Source organism: Vibrio rotiferianus (assembly GCF_002214395.1).
In the GTDB taxonomy this organism is placed as follows: Bacteria; Pseudomonadota; Gammaproteobacteria; order Enterobacterales; family Vibrionaceae; genus Vibrio; species Vibrio rotiferianus.
Genome location: NZ_CP018311.1, coordinates 931718 through 947348, shown reverse-complemented (window position 1 = coordinate 947348; position 15631 = coordinate 931718). Strand labels below are relative to the sequence as shown.

13 protein-coding genes are annotated in these 15631 nt (G+C 45.2%); 8 read left to right on the top strand and 5 right to left on the bottom strand.

Annotated elements, in window-relative coordinates; translation table 11 throughout:
• Positions 1-71 precede the first annotated feature (71 nt).
• A complete protein-coding gene (locus BSZ04_RS04430; RefSeq protein WP_088879668.1) occupies positions 72-662 on the bottom strand; it encodes a TetR/AcrR family transcriptional regulator in 591 nt (196 codons plus the stop codon).
• A gap of 704 nt (positions 663-1366) precedes the next feature.
• Between BSZ04_RS04430 and BSZ04_RS04425 the strand changes: the two genes are divergently transcribed.
• The 7 genes from BSZ04_RS04425 to nhaD all read left to right on the top strand — a co-directional run bounded on the left by BSZ04_RS04425 (position 1367) and on the right by nhaD (position 11356).
• The gene (locus tag BSZ04_RS04425; protein ID WP_151899059.1) at positions 1367-1786 is read left to right on the top strand and encodes a hypothetical protein; all 420 of its coding nucleotides are present in this window, start codon (positions 1367-1369) and stop codon (positions 1784-1786) included.
• Positions 1770-3320, top strand: coding sequence for an OmpA family protein (locus tag BSZ04_RS04420; RefSeq protein WP_088879666.1), 1551 nt, complete (start codon positions 1770-1772; stop codon positions 3318-3320). Before BSZ04_RS04425 ends, BSZ04_RS04420 begins: the two co-directional genes overlap by 17 nt.
• The gene (locus BSZ04_RS04415; RefSeq protein ID WP_231896295.1) at positions 3317-4888 is read left to right on the top strand and encodes a hypothetical protein; all 1572 of its coding nucleotides are present in this window, start codon (positions 3317-3319) and stop codon (positions 4886-4888) included. Before BSZ04_RS04420 ends, BSZ04_RS04415 begins: the two co-directional genes overlap by 4 nt.
• A gap of 12 nt (positions 4889-4900) precedes the next feature.
• Positions 4901-5737, top strand: a complete 837-nt coding sequence (locus tag BSZ04_RS04410; protein ID WP_088879665.1) for a hypothetical protein — start codon at positions 4901-4903, stop codon at positions 5735-5737.
• Between the two features lie 62 nt (positions 5738-5799).
• The gene (locus BSZ04_RS04405; RefSeq protein WP_088879664.1) at positions 5800-7536 is read left to right on the top strand and encodes a hypothetical protein; all 1737 of its coding nucleotides are present in this window, start codon (positions 5800-5802) and stop codon (positions 7534-7536) included.
• A gap of 924 nt (positions 7537-8460) precedes the next feature.
• A complete protein-coding gene (locus BSZ04_RS04400) occupies positions 8461-9486 on the top strand; it encodes an acyltransferase (protein ID WP_088879663.1) in 1026 nt (341 codons plus the stop codon).
• Positions 9487-9925: 439 nt separating this feature from the next.
• Positions 9926-11356, top strand: a complete 1431-nt coding sequence (gene nhaD, locus BSZ04_RS04395) for a sodium:proton antiporter NhaD (RefSeq protein ID WP_110422311.1) — start codon at positions 9926-9928, stop codon at positions 11354-11356.
• 26 nt (positions 11357-11382) lie between these two features.
• Here the strand turns inward: nhaD and BSZ04_RS04390 are convergent, their stop codons facing one another.
• Entirely contained in the window at positions 11383-11778 is a 396-nt protein-coding gene (locus BSZ04_RS04390) for a GFA family protein (protein WP_010453571.1), read from the bottom strand.
• A gap of 218 nt (positions 11779-11996) precedes the next feature.
• Here BSZ04_RS04390 and BSZ04_RS04385 point away from each other — a divergent pair, with 218 nt between their 5' ends.
• Positions 11997-12605 carry a DUF6198 family protein gene (locus BSZ04_RS04385; protein WP_088879662.1) on the top strand — a complete coding sequence of 203 codons (609 nt, stop codon included), beginning with the start codon at positions 11997-11999 and terminating at the stop codon, positions 12603-12605.
• An 85-nt stretch (positions 12606-12690) separates the two neighbouring features.
• Here the strand turns inward: BSZ04_RS04385 and BSZ04_RS04380 are convergent, their stop codons facing one another.
• From BSZ04_RS04380 to BSZ04_RS04370, 3 genes are all read right to left on the bottom strand, one after another.
• Complete coding sequence (locus BSZ04_RS04380; protein ID WP_071235791.1) at positions 12691-13512, bottom strand: hypothetical protein; 822 nt, start codon at positions 13510-13512, stop codon at positions 12691-12693.
• 108 nt (positions 13513-13620) lie between these two features.
• Complete coding sequence (locus tag BSZ04_RS04375; RefSeq protein ID WP_088879661.1) at positions 13621-14103, bottom strand: methylated-DNA--[protein]-cysteine S-methyltransferase; 483 nt, start codon at positions 14101-14103, stop codon at positions 13621-13623.
• The gene (locus BSZ04_RS04370; RefSeq protein WP_088879660.1) at positions 14100-15467 is read right to left on the bottom strand and encodes a DNA-3-methyladenine glycosylase 2 family protein; all 1368 of its coding nucleotides are present in this window, start codon (positions 15465-15467) and stop codon (positions 14100-14102) included. The genes BSZ04_RS04375 and BSZ04_RS04370 overlap by 4 nt, the downstream gene beginning before the upstream one ends.
• Positions 15468-15631 lie beyond the last annotated feature (164 nt).

Below are 15631 nucleotides of genomic sequence, written 5' to 3'. Positions count from 1 at the left end.
TACGCTGATAAGAAAGAGCGCTCTGTGTCGCTCTTCGTTATGAATCTTGTACTATGCCCGTTACCGCGGAGCTAGCGCTTCCATCGAGTAAACAAATTATCGATGCCTTGCCAGAACAACCTCTGGCTTTCTTCTTGTCCTTTGATTGAGTAAAACACATGCGCACTTAAGTACTGCCCATATAAATCAAAGGTCGCTTGTCGCGCGTCTAAATCGGCGACAAACTCTTGGTTTTCTTTGCCTTTATTGATCTGAATTTCTAGATAATTCAACCACGTATCAATCGACTTGCGTAATGCAGCTTGCAACGCACAACCTTCTTCTGCGGTGTCGTTCCAAGCATCAAGGAACATGCAGCTGCCTTGAAAAGAGTGATTCCATGTCATCCAAGTGTCCAACAAGCCACGCACTTTACGTTCGATGTTGCTATCGCCTAGCTCGCGTGCAGGCGCAATCACCCTCTCTGCGAATACCTGGTTGGCGAACTCCAACACCGACAACTGAAGGTTCAACTTAGAATTAAAGTGAGCAAACAAGCCACTTTTCGACATGCGACACTGCTTAGCCAGCTCACCAATAGTGAGACTCTCCAACCCGTTTTCACTCGCGAGTTGGAATGCACGCTGAAGTATCAGCTCTTTGGTTACTTTTCCTTTTTTCATAAAGCCATTTTTAGCACGATCGTCCTATTTTTCAATGTTAAGTTTACTGGTCAAACCAACTATTTGTAGGCAAGTGTTTCATTGGAACTTTTTTCCAGCAAGTTGAAACTCTCGTGAAATACGGTCAATAATTCTAATTTGAACATTTACGAACTACGAATCATAAGCAATTCTGACTTGTGGGATTACTTCAGATATAGCAACCAACCTACATGTTGCTGGACAAACTCTTTCATGCTCCACACCGATTGATCATCTGAGAACGTTTTGTAACTTGTGTGAGCCTTACACGTGACATACATTGGACGAAAGAACATAGCTGCAAAATTGTCACATATAGAGATTAAGGTTATGCCTCTGCAAACATTTGGAGATAAGATAAATTCTCTTGAACCTGAAGAAATATTCAACAGAACATCACATAAACCATGACATTTCCACAACTTAAACGCGCAATTATTCAATTGAACACATTGCAGTTAGTTGATATGTCTCACACTTTATAAAACATAACTAAACTTTATAGCTAACCCTCCTTGATTCAATTGCATGATGCCTGTAACAATTCTAAACAAAAAAACACCCACTAATAATAATTTCATCAGTAAGCAAGGTTTTCTATGGACGGCTCTAAATCAGATCATTTACCACCCCCAATTCCCCCTGCGACTGATCACTATTAATACTGCTTAGTCACAATAAAAATGAGTTTAAAGAAGGTCTTACTGCCGATAGCAACGCTAACCGCTATTGCCATTGGTTATGTCTTTTTTGCGCCTTTTCCCGCGCCTGATTGTCGCCACTATTCGGGCGAAATGCGCATGGGCGAAGAAGTCACAACGTTCAACTTTTCGCTTGGCACAAAGATGGTCAACCTGATGACCACTTTTAACCAGCCTTTACAAGCATTAGGGATGCCTAGTGACATAAGTTATCAATTTCAAATTCTCGCCGTGATGCAAGAAGACAACCTTTGGCGCTATCACCTAAAAGAGCCTCAAAGTGGCTTGCAGCAAGAGCTAGAAATCGCGCCTGATGGCGACCAATATTCAATTCGTTGGGTCAATGACCGAGCAAATAACATCGTTTATAAATGCATGGAATTAGATGATGCAGAACTTTAAGAAAGTAGCCATTGCGGTCAGTATCTCGTTGGCCGTGACCAGTTGTTCAAGCACTGGCGATTATGGTGGCATTAGTACCACCACTCTGATCGGCTGTGCTGGCGGGATGATCGTTGGTGGTCTTGCAGGTAAAGCTATTGGTGGTAAAGAAGGAACATGGATCGGTGCTGGTGTTGGTGCACTTGTCGGTTGTTCTGTAGGTTATTACTGGGCACAACGCGAAGCAAAACTGGCGGAAGCCGCAGCCAAACAAGACGTTGAAGTCGAATTTGAGCGCATCGGTTCACCAGACGATGACGAAGTCGACAGCATGGTAGTGGTGCAGTCTAAAGCGATTATTGAAGCTGAAGCATCCGGCAATACTGAAAAAATAGAGCAAGTTGTTGGTGACTCTGAGGTCGTTGGTCTCTCTGCCACGGTTAAGGGTGATATCTTCCGTTCTGGGCAAACCAGCATCTCAAGCCGCAAGCACAAGCGCTTCTTTAGCCAGTATGCGGAAACCGTTAAACCAAGCGGTAGCGCAGTATTGATCGTCGGCCATACTGATAATACGGGCTCAGCCAAGGTCAACGCAGATGTGTCGCTAAAACGCGCCAGCAGTGTTGCCCGCGAGTTAATCCGTAACGGTATTCCAAAAGAGAACATCTATATCTACGGTGCAGGTGAGTCGCAACCTATTGCCTCCAACAACTCTGCAAAAGGTCGTGCTGAAAACCGACGCATAGAAGTGGTGACCTTGGACAACAAACCAGAGTACGTGACCAACTACGTTCGCTACAAAGCAACGGAACCAAGCTACGCGAAACTCAGAACCACCGATAACATCGCTAAGCGCAGTAAAACCGTTAGCCAGCAAGTGGCGAAAGGCCAAGCGACGTCCACACAAAGTACAGCAGCCATGCATGACATGATCGATAAAAACAATCGTCGTAGCAGCAATAGCCGCTCTTTTGTTGACTTTGGTGGTGAAGCGTATCGTGGTACGGATGAGAATCTGTTCGTCTACATTGGCGCGCGTGAAAGCAACAGTTTCTCAATTATCGGCCAAGCAGTTGCTAATACGCTGGAAGAGTCATCCTGCGTTTATGATGAGCCAAGTGTCACTACTCCAGTGTTCAAAATCAGTGACGATACACGCCGTACCACTGACTACTTACCCGGTATGAACCGCACCGCTTGGGGTGGCGAAGTCAATGATCATCTGGTCGCACTGGCTCCACTGGCGGTTGACCGTAGCACACTAGAAGCAACAGAAAGCCCATCTATTTATGTTTATGAGGATTACGCTTCGAATAAGAAAGTGAAGCCTCAAAAAACACTCAAAGCCGTTGATGTCAACATCTACAACGGTTCTGAAGGCGTTATCTACCGAGCATTCGTGCAAGACAAAAATTACCCAATCAAATGTATCGACATCGCTGTAGACAAAAAACACAACCAAGGTGTGTTTAGTGCGTTCGCGGGCAAAATCTACTATCAAGGTCCTAAAGGCTTGATGATTGCAGACTACAAACCAGGAAAAATCAAATCATGAGTGAACTAACAACTTGGCTATTACTCAACCGCATGCTTGTGGCGGGTATCAGCTCAATTATTGTTGCTATCGTTGTTTACCTAAGCAATCGCGATATCATCAATCTATATTTAAAAGCGATGTACTACCGTCTGCCATTAATTGGTAAAAACGCACGCCTATCAAAAAGACTGGGGCTTGATGATCAGCGTTGGTTTAACTCAGAACGCGAAGTCTGCAACAGCTTTCTACCTTTTTACGACCAGTATAATGCAGACGAGTACCACTACGAGCAATCAAGCCGCTACCTAAACAAAGTCGGCGATACAGGTATTTCGCCAATGAAATGGTATACCTGGCTTGGTCTATCAATCATGGTACTCATCGAAGCGGCTGGTTTTGCTTATGTTCTAGCCGGCTTCACCATTCAAGACGGCAGTGAGTCAATTCAAATCCAAGCCGCTGTGGGTATTGCCCTATTGATCAGTGTGCTGTTGGTTGGCTTTACCCACGCAATGGGTGGTGAACTCTACCGCAACCAACAAATCGGTAAAGTACGTCTGCATTGGAAGCATGATCCACAAAAACCAGGTGTGATTGCCCCAGATCTTAACATCGGCTTAAAATCAAAAACCAATGCGCTTGATGATAACCAGCCAAGCTGGCGTCAAATGGCGAACCGTTTAGCGAAAGCAAACGCTGGTTTTACTAAATCTTGGACAATGAGCATCGTTACAGTTGTGTTCATTTCTATCGTCGCAGTAGGTGCTACCTACGTGCGTGGTCAAGTTCTTGAAAAACTGGCGATCGAAGAGATCAGCGGTCATGAACAAGAAGGCATGGGTAGCCCATTTGATGTGCAAGACCCATTCGTTGAAAACGCACCAGCTGAACTAACTGCTTACAATGACGAAGCAGAAGATAAAGCGTTTAGAGATGCAATCAATGCTCACAAACGTGGCGGCTGGATGACGTTTATCATGCTGGCGGTTATTTTTGCCGCGATGCAAGCATACAGTATCTACCTTGGTTTCAAGTCGACCTTCTCGGGTAAAGAATCACCAGCAGCGTACGATGCAACGTATAAGTTCTCTAACGTCAATGCATACATTGAGTACTACGCAGCGCAGCAGGCTAACGTTGAGCGCGTGGCTCAAAGTGTGCTTTCACACTTACAAAGCAAAATCGCAATTAACGCGCAAAGAAGTGCTGGCGAACAACATGTTATTTACGCAGCAAATAATCCTTCAAGCCGCAACTTCTTGAACTACTACAAGTTACGTGCTTTGAAGAACGCCGAAACACCGGAGTTGATTAAAACTCAATATCCAGAGTATCAGCCAGCACAGCAAGCTGCGCAAGCAGCGGTAGAGCCAGCTTACCAACCAGTTCCTCAACCGGAAGTGGCACCAACGGCAGAATCGTTCCTAAGCGACGTTGATATTATCAATAAAGTGAAAAACAACGATCTTGACGGCTTAACTGACGAGCAAATTGTTGCTGCGCTAAAAGCCATCAGCAATGAACCTAAGCCAGAAACGGCAGAAGAACGCATTGCTCGCCTGCAAAAGCAAGCAATGACGTCATAAAAAGAGAGAATCATGAAAAAAGTAACATTAGCCGTATGCGCAGCGCTGGCACTTGTGAGTCAAATCTCGAATGCCGCGACACTGCGTAACGACGTACCAAGCTGTACCAATGACGTACCCGCAGAATACTACCAGCTACCAAACGAGCGCGAATTGGTTATTCTGGTTGATAAAACAATGGCTCACTCGCTGGCTCAAGGTATTAAGTCTGAGTTGTACCAGAGCGTGAAACGCTTTATTCAACCAGGTGACAAGATACAACTGGTCGAGTTTTCGTCATTCGCACAAGACAGTTACACCAAAGTGGCATTTAATGGTCAGCTTGATACTCAGCTAAGCGATGATCATCGCAGCCAGATCAAGAAGTCAGTGCTAAAGTCACTAGATAAGTGTCTGGATAAGCAGCATAACTTTATGCTGAACAAAGTGGGCATTTCGCTAAAAGCAGCGTTTCAACCGCAAGAAAAGCCGACCAACACCGAGCTAATTGGTACGTTGAGTGACATCAGCAACCAAGTGCTAACGCACTCAACAGCCAAACGGAAAGTCGTGCTTCTAATCAGCGACATGTTGGAAAATTCAGACATTACTTCGTTCTACAAGAACAACCAGACTCGCGTGATCAATCCGCAACAAGAGCTGGATCGCGTCTCAACGTCACAAATGTTTGCCAACTTCAATCAGGCGGATATTTACGTTATCGGTACGGGTGTCATTCCGGGCAACCAACAATACATCTCAGCGCAAAAGATGAACAAGTTGGAGTCTTTCTGGAAAGATTACTTTAAGCAAAGTAATGCCACCCTACGCGGCTTTGGTAAGCCAATGCTACTTGGTGACATACGTTAATTTCTCTCATTCTAAGGGGCAACGTAATTTGCCCCTTTTTTCTATTCAAATAGGGACATAACATGAAACATTGCCAAAGCACGATATTTCATGGCGATAAATTTTGTGCTGACTGTGGAGAAGCACTCAGCAGCGTGCCAAAAAAAAACAGCGTAGAAGATGTCTGCCCAGACATTTTCGATGAAGTTAGGCAGTACTACAAAGAAGCCGAGGCAAAAACTGGCCGAGTACTCGAGTCGAGGCTTTATAAGCGCTTCTCTAAAAACTCTTCAAGAAACCTCGAATACTCATATTGGTGGATCAAGCTCGAAACCAACCAAGGTGAGATAATCGAAACCTCGATTTCAGCAGAACACAAATATACCTCATCCATTGGTCGTGGCGATATTCTTACGCTCTATTACCCAACGACTATGAACCTGTTATATAAAAAAAGCCGCGATGCGAAAAAGTTTGTCAAAGATGACCAAGCGGCACCCTGCGTCGTTGTTCATGGTGATGACGGGCAGTGCTATACGGTTGAAAATCTCTACCCAAGCCCGCATAAAAAAACGGCTTGGCTGTGGATTGTCGCCGGTATTTTATCTGCCATTCCACTATTTAGTTCACGCTCGGGGTCTGAGGCTGCTTGGGTGGTAAGCATCGCCGTCGCATCCATCGTTCTGTTTCTGGAACTTAAACGAAATAAAAAGAAATTTGCTTTCGCCACTGCGCAATATGAAGCGTTAAACGCATCATTCAACAAGCTATTAAAAGTGACCAAATATCAATTGGGTTACAACAATATTGAGCGACCTAAGCAATCTTCAGATGTGATTTGCATTCAGTGTAATACGCGCTTACCTGAGAACAGCGGATACTGCATATGCTGTGGTAATCAAAGTGCGGTGCAAGAGCCACCAGCGATCACCGCGCAACATAGCTCAAGTGCAGAGTTTGGCGCGATTAGCTCAGTAGAACCAACTCTTGAAGCAAGCCATACCCATCACGAAGTGGCACAACGTGAGCATGCACAAGTCGCATCCGCGCCAACCTCGGTCTCTGTAAGCGATATTCAACGACGACTCGACGAAATATACTCTTACCACTCTCAAGGTCAATATACCCATTACTATGCGTTGAGTGGCGCACGTCATTGGACATTAACCAATGAATTTATCTTGGCTCGAGTTCAATCTAAATCGGTCAATGCTGATGTCTCTGATGTCACTCATCACACAACGACGACGACCGAAACCAAACATTATCGTGGCAACAACTATCAATATTCTACCTATGATACGCAACACTCTAGTTACCGTAATCGCTCGTCAACGTTGAAAGGCAAGGTAACTCTCGAGTACGTATCGGGCAAAACGGCAACCTTTACTCTTTCTGAAGATATCTTAGGTGACGTTGATGTGGGGGATTGGTTAGCAATTGCCGATAGCTACCTTGAGCGCGAAGATAACTACCACTATTACTTTGAGTATGCTTACAACATTTCCAAAGATAAAGAGTACAACGATCGATCATTCGCCAACTACTCTGATGCACAAGGAACTAACGCTTGGTGGGGATGGAACTTGCTGTTTTTCATCGCCAGCATTGCGGGGATGTTCGCCAATTCAGAGGCTCTGCTCTCCATCAGTGCCATTGGTGCCATCTTGTTTAACGTTTTTGCTTTATGCAAACGAATCACTTCATCGAGCAAGAATAAGCGCCAGCGCAAAACGCTACTCAAACCGCTGCAAGCTAAGGTCTCTGAATTCAAAGAGTCCCTGCAACAGTTGAAAAAACAACTCAACGTACTTGGCTAAGCCGATCAAACTATCAAAGAAGACTATCCCAACTATGTACACACGACAAATTTTGATGACATGCCAACAATAAATTCTGTAAGCGTTTCTCATGCTCGGCATGTATTGAAAAAAAGGGGATGTCATAATTTGTCGTGTTGGTACCCGTGTTCTTGGAAAAACGAAAGAGTTTCAAGGAAACGATGTTATTTTTTCGGATTGCATTTACCGTATTAGATTTAATAACGACCAAGACAAAAAAGCTTTTCTGAGCTATATCTGAACTAAAGAGTTTTCGATTCTGATTGGCGTCTTGTAGTTCATAGATTTCTAACTTTTACCTATCACCCACCTTTCTCAGGAGAAAGTTAGCTACATGGCTAGCATTCAACTCTTTCAATCGCATGTTAGCCATATAGCTAACATGCTCCGTAAACTGCCTTAGGCAGATTGTGAGTATTTCATTCTCCAGCAACCAATCATTAAACGTTTATACCCAAGTGACCTCAAGATGCAGCCTACCCTATAGAAAATTGGTAGACATATAATCCTATTTAATTACTTTTAGATTCTCTTTCAAAGGTGTTAAAAACATCCCTCTTTGGGTCAGTTTCAGTTTTAAGTGGAAAAATGACCATGAGTTCTAGCTGCTAAGTGGAATTTACTGCTTTCCCCTAACTTTCTTAACTGGAAATCAGATCATAAATTATTGATTTGTTTAACTCGCCAGTTCTATTCTTAAGTGAACACTACAATTACGATCAGGCACACTCTCGATCGCAATACATTGAGCAACTCAATGAATACGAATTTTCGAAATTTGAGATGGGTCTGAATTTCGGAAACTGGTTACCATCAATTGCACATGAGTTGATTTTTTACCACGATGAGTGGGCTATTAGCTGCTAATTTCTCAGCGATTTTTCACTTTTTAGGTAAGTATTTATGGCAAACACAAAGAAAATTGCCAGTTTAGAGTTCGCTCGGATCATCGCAATGTTTGCGATCGTTGGGCTTCACTGTCAGATGGCTCTCACTTATTGGCAGTGGGATGGAGTGCCTTGGATTGGCTACATACTCAACCAGTTGGCTCGCTTTGCTGTGCCACTTTTTTTCCTCATCTCCGGCTATCTAATCCAACCTAAGCTCAGCACACATCCTGTTGAAACACTGAAAAACTACGCCAAACCTCTGCTTAAGATATGGCTGGTTTGGAGTGCGATCTGTTTGTTAGTACCCTTCCGTTGGCAAGTAGTTGCTGAAGCAGGCTATCTCACTGAGCGACAGGGTTACTGGGGTTATCTAATGTCGAACCCAATTAATTCGCTATTGGAGGGTGGCTTAGTCCATTTATGGTTCCTACCTGCCCTTGTGGTTGCGGTAGCATTCATTGCGTTTCTGGTTCGAATTGGCATGACACAGCTACTGCTTCCCACAGCAGTACTGCTTTATGTCTATGGTGTATTCGCCGGCAGTTACATCACGCTCACTGAGCTACCAGCCCCCTTCTTCACTCGTAATGGTCCGTTCTTCAGCACTTTGTTGGTGGTGCTTGGTTATTTAGCGAGACAACATCAATGGCAATGGTCACGCAATAACACCATTCGTTTGATTCTTATCGGTATGGCACTGCATTTTGCCGAAGCCTATTACTTAATGGATTACGAGATCGCCTTTAACTCACACGACTTCTTATTTGGCACGGTGATTTGGTCTTTAGGCGTATTCATGTGGCTGCTTGCACATCCAAACTTTGGCAATATGCCGTGGGTGTTTAAGTGGTCACCGAGCATTCTAGGCATCTACGTGAGCCACTTATTGGTGATCATCATGATGATGAACGTCGCAGGTATATTAGGATTGGAAAACCTAGCCAAAGACGCCTTTATTTATCCAGCAACGATTGTGGTGACACTGCTGCTTGTAAAGGCTATTGAAGCAACACCACTACAAAAACTATTACTCCGCTGAGTCCGTATGCCCAAGCAACCTCAAGGTGCTTGGGCATAGATATACCTCTAACACTCAAGGGGTAAAGCAAGCCAACCAAAAATGAGAGCTCTCTCTCACTCATCAAAATTATCATTTCTAATACTGCGTAATTTGCTATCACTCACAAAAAACATTGTTCATTTACTTTAGATTCATTCGACATCAACAACGTGCTCATTAAACGGAGGCTGTATGTGGGCAGGTCAAGGACTCGTTCCTTTTTTAGAAATTAGCCATTGGTTAACCTATGGTTTATATGCTGCTGCAATCCTATTTGGCGCGGCAAGTATTGCGTCACTCAGAAAGTAGTGGCGCAAGCTACATCAATTCAAAACTCCTATCGTTAATTCGAGCTTTCTCACACTTAACCCTCTAATATGTGACTAAAATTTCTCCAGTCGGACAAGGAGAAATGTCTATGCCAATCTATCCAATTGTCGCGTTTTGCTGTTTGATGTTTTCTAGCTCTACATTTGCAGCTGCGACCAGTGATCTTAATCTCGTCAATTCCACCGTCGGCTATGCCGCGCTCATTTTCTTCACCATTGCCTACATTCTGGTGATGCTGGAAGAATACCTGCAAATGCGAAAGTCTAAACCCGTGTTGCTCGCTGCAGGGTTAATTTGGATCTTGATTGGTTACACCTTTGCCCAGCACAACCAAGCAGACATCGCCAAAGCCGCACTGGAACACAACCTTTTGGAATACGCTGAACTTTTATTGTTCCTACTGGTGGCGATGACTTACATCAACGCAATGGAAGAGCGCAGACTGTTTGACGCACTACAAGCGTGGATGGTCGGAAAAGGCTTTAACTTTAAAAAACTATTTTGGTTAACGGGAAGCTTAGCGTTTGTGATTTCCCCTATCGCAGACAACTTAACGACCGCCCTTTTGATGTGTGCAGTGGTGATGAAGGTTTCAGGTGATAATCCCCGCTTTGTCAATCTAGCATGTATCAATATCGTCATTGCTGCCAACGCCGGTGGGGCGTTTAGCCCATTTGGTGACATTACTACTCTGATGGTCTGGCAGGCAGGGCACGTCAGCTTCGCTGAATTTATGCCGCTGTTTGTACCTTCACTGATCAACTACGTCATTCCTGCTTTCATCATGTCGTTGTTTGTACCAAATACGAAGCCAGATACGGTTCACGAACACATTGAACTTAAGCGAGGTGCAAGGCGCATCGTTGGTTTGTTTATCCTTACCATTGCGACAGCGGTTTCCTTCCATGCTGTTTTGCACTTCCCTCCCGTGGTCGGCATGATGATGGGACTCGCCTATCTACAATTTTTCGGCTACTTCCTGCGTAAAACGCTCAAACATTCTCTTGCCAAAAAAGCTGCAATGGCGATTGCCAATGGTGATGATTACGCGTTGAAACGGCTAGGCTCGGTAGTACCATTTGACGTATTCAATCGTATATCACGTGCCGAGTGGGACACTCTGTTGTTCTTCTATGGCGTGGTAATGTGTGTCGGTGGGCTTAGTTTACTTGGCTATCTAGGATTGGTTTCTAACGTGATGTATACCGAGTGGAACCCAATTTGGGCAAATATTATGGTGGGTGTCCTTTCCGCGATCGTCGATAACATTCCGGTGATGTTTGCTGTCTTGACCATGGACCCAAGCATGTCGATGGGTAACTGGCTACTCGTGACTCTCACCGCTGGTGTCGGTGGTAGCTTGCTGTCGATTGGCTCTGCTGCTGGCGTTGCACTCATGGGCGCAGCAAGAGGGCAATACACCTTCTTTGGGCACCTTAAATGGGCACCGGTGATTGCGCTAGGTTACGTTGCGAGTATTGCCGCGCATCTATGGATGAATGGCAGTTTGTTTACTTAAACTGCCTTAATCGATTCTAAGATTTCTTATCGGTCTGATGGGTGGTTTACGCCATCCATTACTTCTATCTCTCCCAATTCATATGGGTTTACACCTTCTAAACAGCCAACGTTGTAACCGTATTCGCTTGGGTTAGAGCGGCGCTGATGGTGAGTATAAATGCCACATTCACCACAAAAGAAATGCTTAGCCGTATTGGTATTAAATTGATAAAGCTTGAGTGCTTCCTCACCTTGAATGATGCGAATCCCATTCAAAGGTACCGACGCCGCAATCGCACCACGACGTCGACACATGGAGCAATCACAGCGCCGAGGCTTCTCGATTCCATTTGGTAATGACAGTTCGATTTGCACTTTTCCACAGTGACAAGAGAGCTTATGCAAAGGCTGAATTGTGGTGCTACCCACTTGTTTAATCATGACTTTTCCTTGTTCCTTCCGTGTTCGCTCAGTTTAATGTGTAAAGTCTGTTAAACAGTTAACATCTGCGTAATCTAGGTCAAAAACTCGACATCAATCACTTTTCGCGACATTTTATTTAGCGTTTTATCACTCTTTGGTTGGCGTTTTGCTGACCGCATCCGTTTTGGTTGCGTGCTCGCAGCTAAGACGTTTTTAAAACCTAGGAAAATACTTTTATGGATAAAGAGCATAGCCTTAGAGAGAACCTCTTAGCGCTGACGCTCGGAAGTGCGTTAGTGTCACTTGGGGTTATCTTCTTCAACAAGGTTGGACTACTTACTGGCGGTACGGCAGGGTTGGCAATCTTCCTCACCAAAATCAGCGACTTCAGTTTTGGTCAGGTGTTCTTCGCACTGAACCTACCTTTCTACATTCTGTCTGTGATGCGCATGGGTTGGCGTTTTACAATCAACACTTTTATCGCGGTTTCGATCGTGTCCTTTGCAGTAGACCACTTGCACCATGTGATTGAGATTTCTCGTATTGAGCCCGTGTACGCAGCCCTACTAGGCGGTGGCTTGATTGGTATGGGGATGCTGGTGATTTTCCGCCACAAGATGAGTTTAGGTGGCTTTAACATCTTGGCGCTTTACCTTCAGGAGCGCTTTGGTATTCGTGCAGGTAAAGTACAAATGGCGCTCGACTGTACTATCGTTGTGATGTCGCTGTTTATCGTCGATGTTTACTTGATCGCCCTTTCTGTACTTGGCGCGATCGCGACCAACTTAATCTTAGCGATGAACCACAAACCTGGGCGCTATCAGCCGAAGCCACAAGTTGTGTGATAGCACTGAGTCACGAACAAAACAAAGCCCCGAGCCATTAATTAACTCGGGGCTTTTTGTTTGTTCTAGTTCGCTAAAGAAAAGATTACGCCAATGGCGAGTTCTCACAATACTTCTGGTCATCCACCGTCAGTGTTTGCTTACTCGCTTGGCTTAAGTGATAGTGCACTAACATCAACAAATCATGCGCGTAGAAGAGCTCAAAAGCATCTTCACCATTTTGGCGACAGATTGCCTCACAGCGATCAGCGTGTACTTTGGCTTTGAGTGGTTGTCCTGCTTTAAGTAGGCTCATGGCTAAGCGATATTCTGCGCGCTCTTCTTGCATCCAACCACCAGCAACCTTCCAATACTCAAGAGCCAGTGTCGCCGCTTCTAACATGTGTTCTATTTGCGCTTCAGAGCGCGCCTCAAGCTCTTCATATTGGCAAGCAAGATTGTTACCCGTAATGGCAATCGAACGCGCTAACGGCTCTACAACCTTGTCTGACTCTAGACCAGCAGCTGCATTCACTAACCATGTGCTCGCTTGCTCTAGCTCATTCATCGCCGATAGCTCGTTGGCAATCTGAGCAAACACGCGGCGCTGGTCGACATCGTCTAAATCAGCGATGTGGTCCGTATTTCGGTCAATAAAATACTGCGCTACCGCTTTAGCTCTCTGGCGTGCCAAACATTGAGTTGCAACGCCGTTTTCGAGTTTATCTAAACTAGTAAGAAACTGCTTTGGATCGTGTAAATGACCAATGGAGGTGTGCAGCATTAAAGGCAAAATGCGTTCAGCATGATTAGTATCTTCCACCTCACTAATCGCTTGTTCTAGTTGGTTGTATGTTTGTTGTGGCTGCGCTTCATGCTGTTGCCAGCTTTGGTTTATAAATGCATCAAAATCCGTATTGAAAGACATATCCTTATTATCCTTTTTCATTGCCCTGGATTGCTTATTAGCACAACAACCCTACACAAAATTTAGCCAAATAAGGTAAAACTTGCCGGATTCTGAGAATGGTCTCACTTAAAGTGGTGTACCCTTCTCCAACGCTAATAATCGTTGTTTGCGGTCTACCCCGCCCGCATAGCCAGTGAGCTTGCCACTTTTACCGATCACTCGATGGCATGGCACCACAATCGAAATTGGGTTTTTACCATTAGCCAGCCCCACTGCACGCACAGCTTTGGGGTTGCCGATCGCATTCGCAAGGTCTTGGTAGCTCCACGTTTCGCCATAAGGAATGGTCGTCAGCGCATACCAAACTTGGGTTTGGAAATCAGTACCCGTTGCCGCAAGTGGCAAGTCGAATTCGTTACGCAGCCCAGCAAAGTATTCTTCCAATTGGGTAACGGTTTGGCTAAGCACGATATGCTGATCATCACGTTCACCCAAATCGTCTGGTTTGGTGGTACACGTTTCAAACCAAATCCCCAGCAAACCTTGCTCGTTGGCTTGGATGGTCACTGCGCCTAACGGACTTGGCATTACCGTATAAAGTGATTTCATGATTGATTCCATAAGTGAAAAGTCGCGTAGCTGCCCCAAGGCGACGCAGTATGAGTATTCAATGACGGATAGTTTGGCATGGCTTTCTTCACCACCAAGTCTTTATCTAAAAAACAATCCGGTTGAGACTGACCACGCAGTTGCGCATAGCTCACCGTCCACGGGCCTATGCCTTTCAACTCCAGCCATTGTTGTGGGTCCGCTTCTGGATTCTGCTGCATGTACTGAGCAAATCGCACCAATGTGTCTTTACGACTTTGCGGCATACGCAAAAAACTGACATCGGCACAGGCAATTGCTTCTGGCGTTGGGAAGTGACGTACTTGCTGGTCGTTGCTGAGCGTTTCTACCAACAAATTAAGCTGCCCAATCGCCGCTTTGACCGATACTTGCTGCCCTAACACAGCACGAACTCCGGCTTCCCATGCACTCCACACGCCTGGAATACGAATACCCGGTGTTTTGACTAATCCCGGCGCAATGTATTCAAGGTACTGCTCCACCGTACAGATATCCGCATCGAGGTCGAACATACGACGCACACCAGTCACGAGACTCAGCAGCTTGGTTACGTCTTCAATATCAAACTCCATCTCAAGGTAACCTTCTCCCTGTGTGACCTTGAATCGCGCCTGACCGTCATCCAGAGCAACGTTGCGCAGGTATGCATCTTCAGTAACTTGCTCCACTCCCTCAATTGCACGTAAGCGATAGAAATCAAGCATATGTTGCCAATTCAACGCTCCGCGATAAGGCAATACAATTCGATTCGTCCCCATGCCATCAAACTCTTTTCGGCGTATTTGAGATGGCGTTAGTTGCAGGATTTTTTGAAACGCATCATTGAAACGTCGCGTACTATTAAACCCCGCGGCAAACCCAATTTCAGTGACTGACATGGAGCTCGAGTGTAGCAACTGCTTGGCAAACATCAGTTGTTGGTATTGAGCGTATTGCTTGGGTGACATTCCAAGATATTGCTCGAACAGCATGCGCAAATAACGATCTGAGATCCCTAGGCGCTTCGATAATGCAGCAAGGGACTGGTTCTGCAACTCTCCGCGATCGATCATTGTGATCGCGCGTTGAAATGTTGTCTCGACACCTTTCCACGCCCAAGAGCCTGGGGCGCTATCGGGTCGACATCGCAAACAAGGGCGATACCCAGCCTTCAAAGCTTGAGTTTTATCGGTGAAATACTCGACATTTTCTTCTTTCGGTAAGTTGGCGGGACAGATAGGGCGACAAAAGATGCCGGTGGTTTTCACTGCAATGTAAAAGCGTCCGTCAAAACGACTGTCTCGTGCCATACGCGCTCTCTGGCACTGCTCCCTGGTTAAAGAAGCGTATGGATTGATGGTCATATTAGTGTTCCCTTTTCATCCTTCATTTAGAACCAACATTAGGGCTCAATCAGTACACATACATTGTAGATTGCAATGCAGAATGAGGTTAGCCATTTTCGGAACTCAATAATGAGAAAATGTGGCATTAGTCAATTTGTGCACTAAGGTTAGGTAAGAACAAC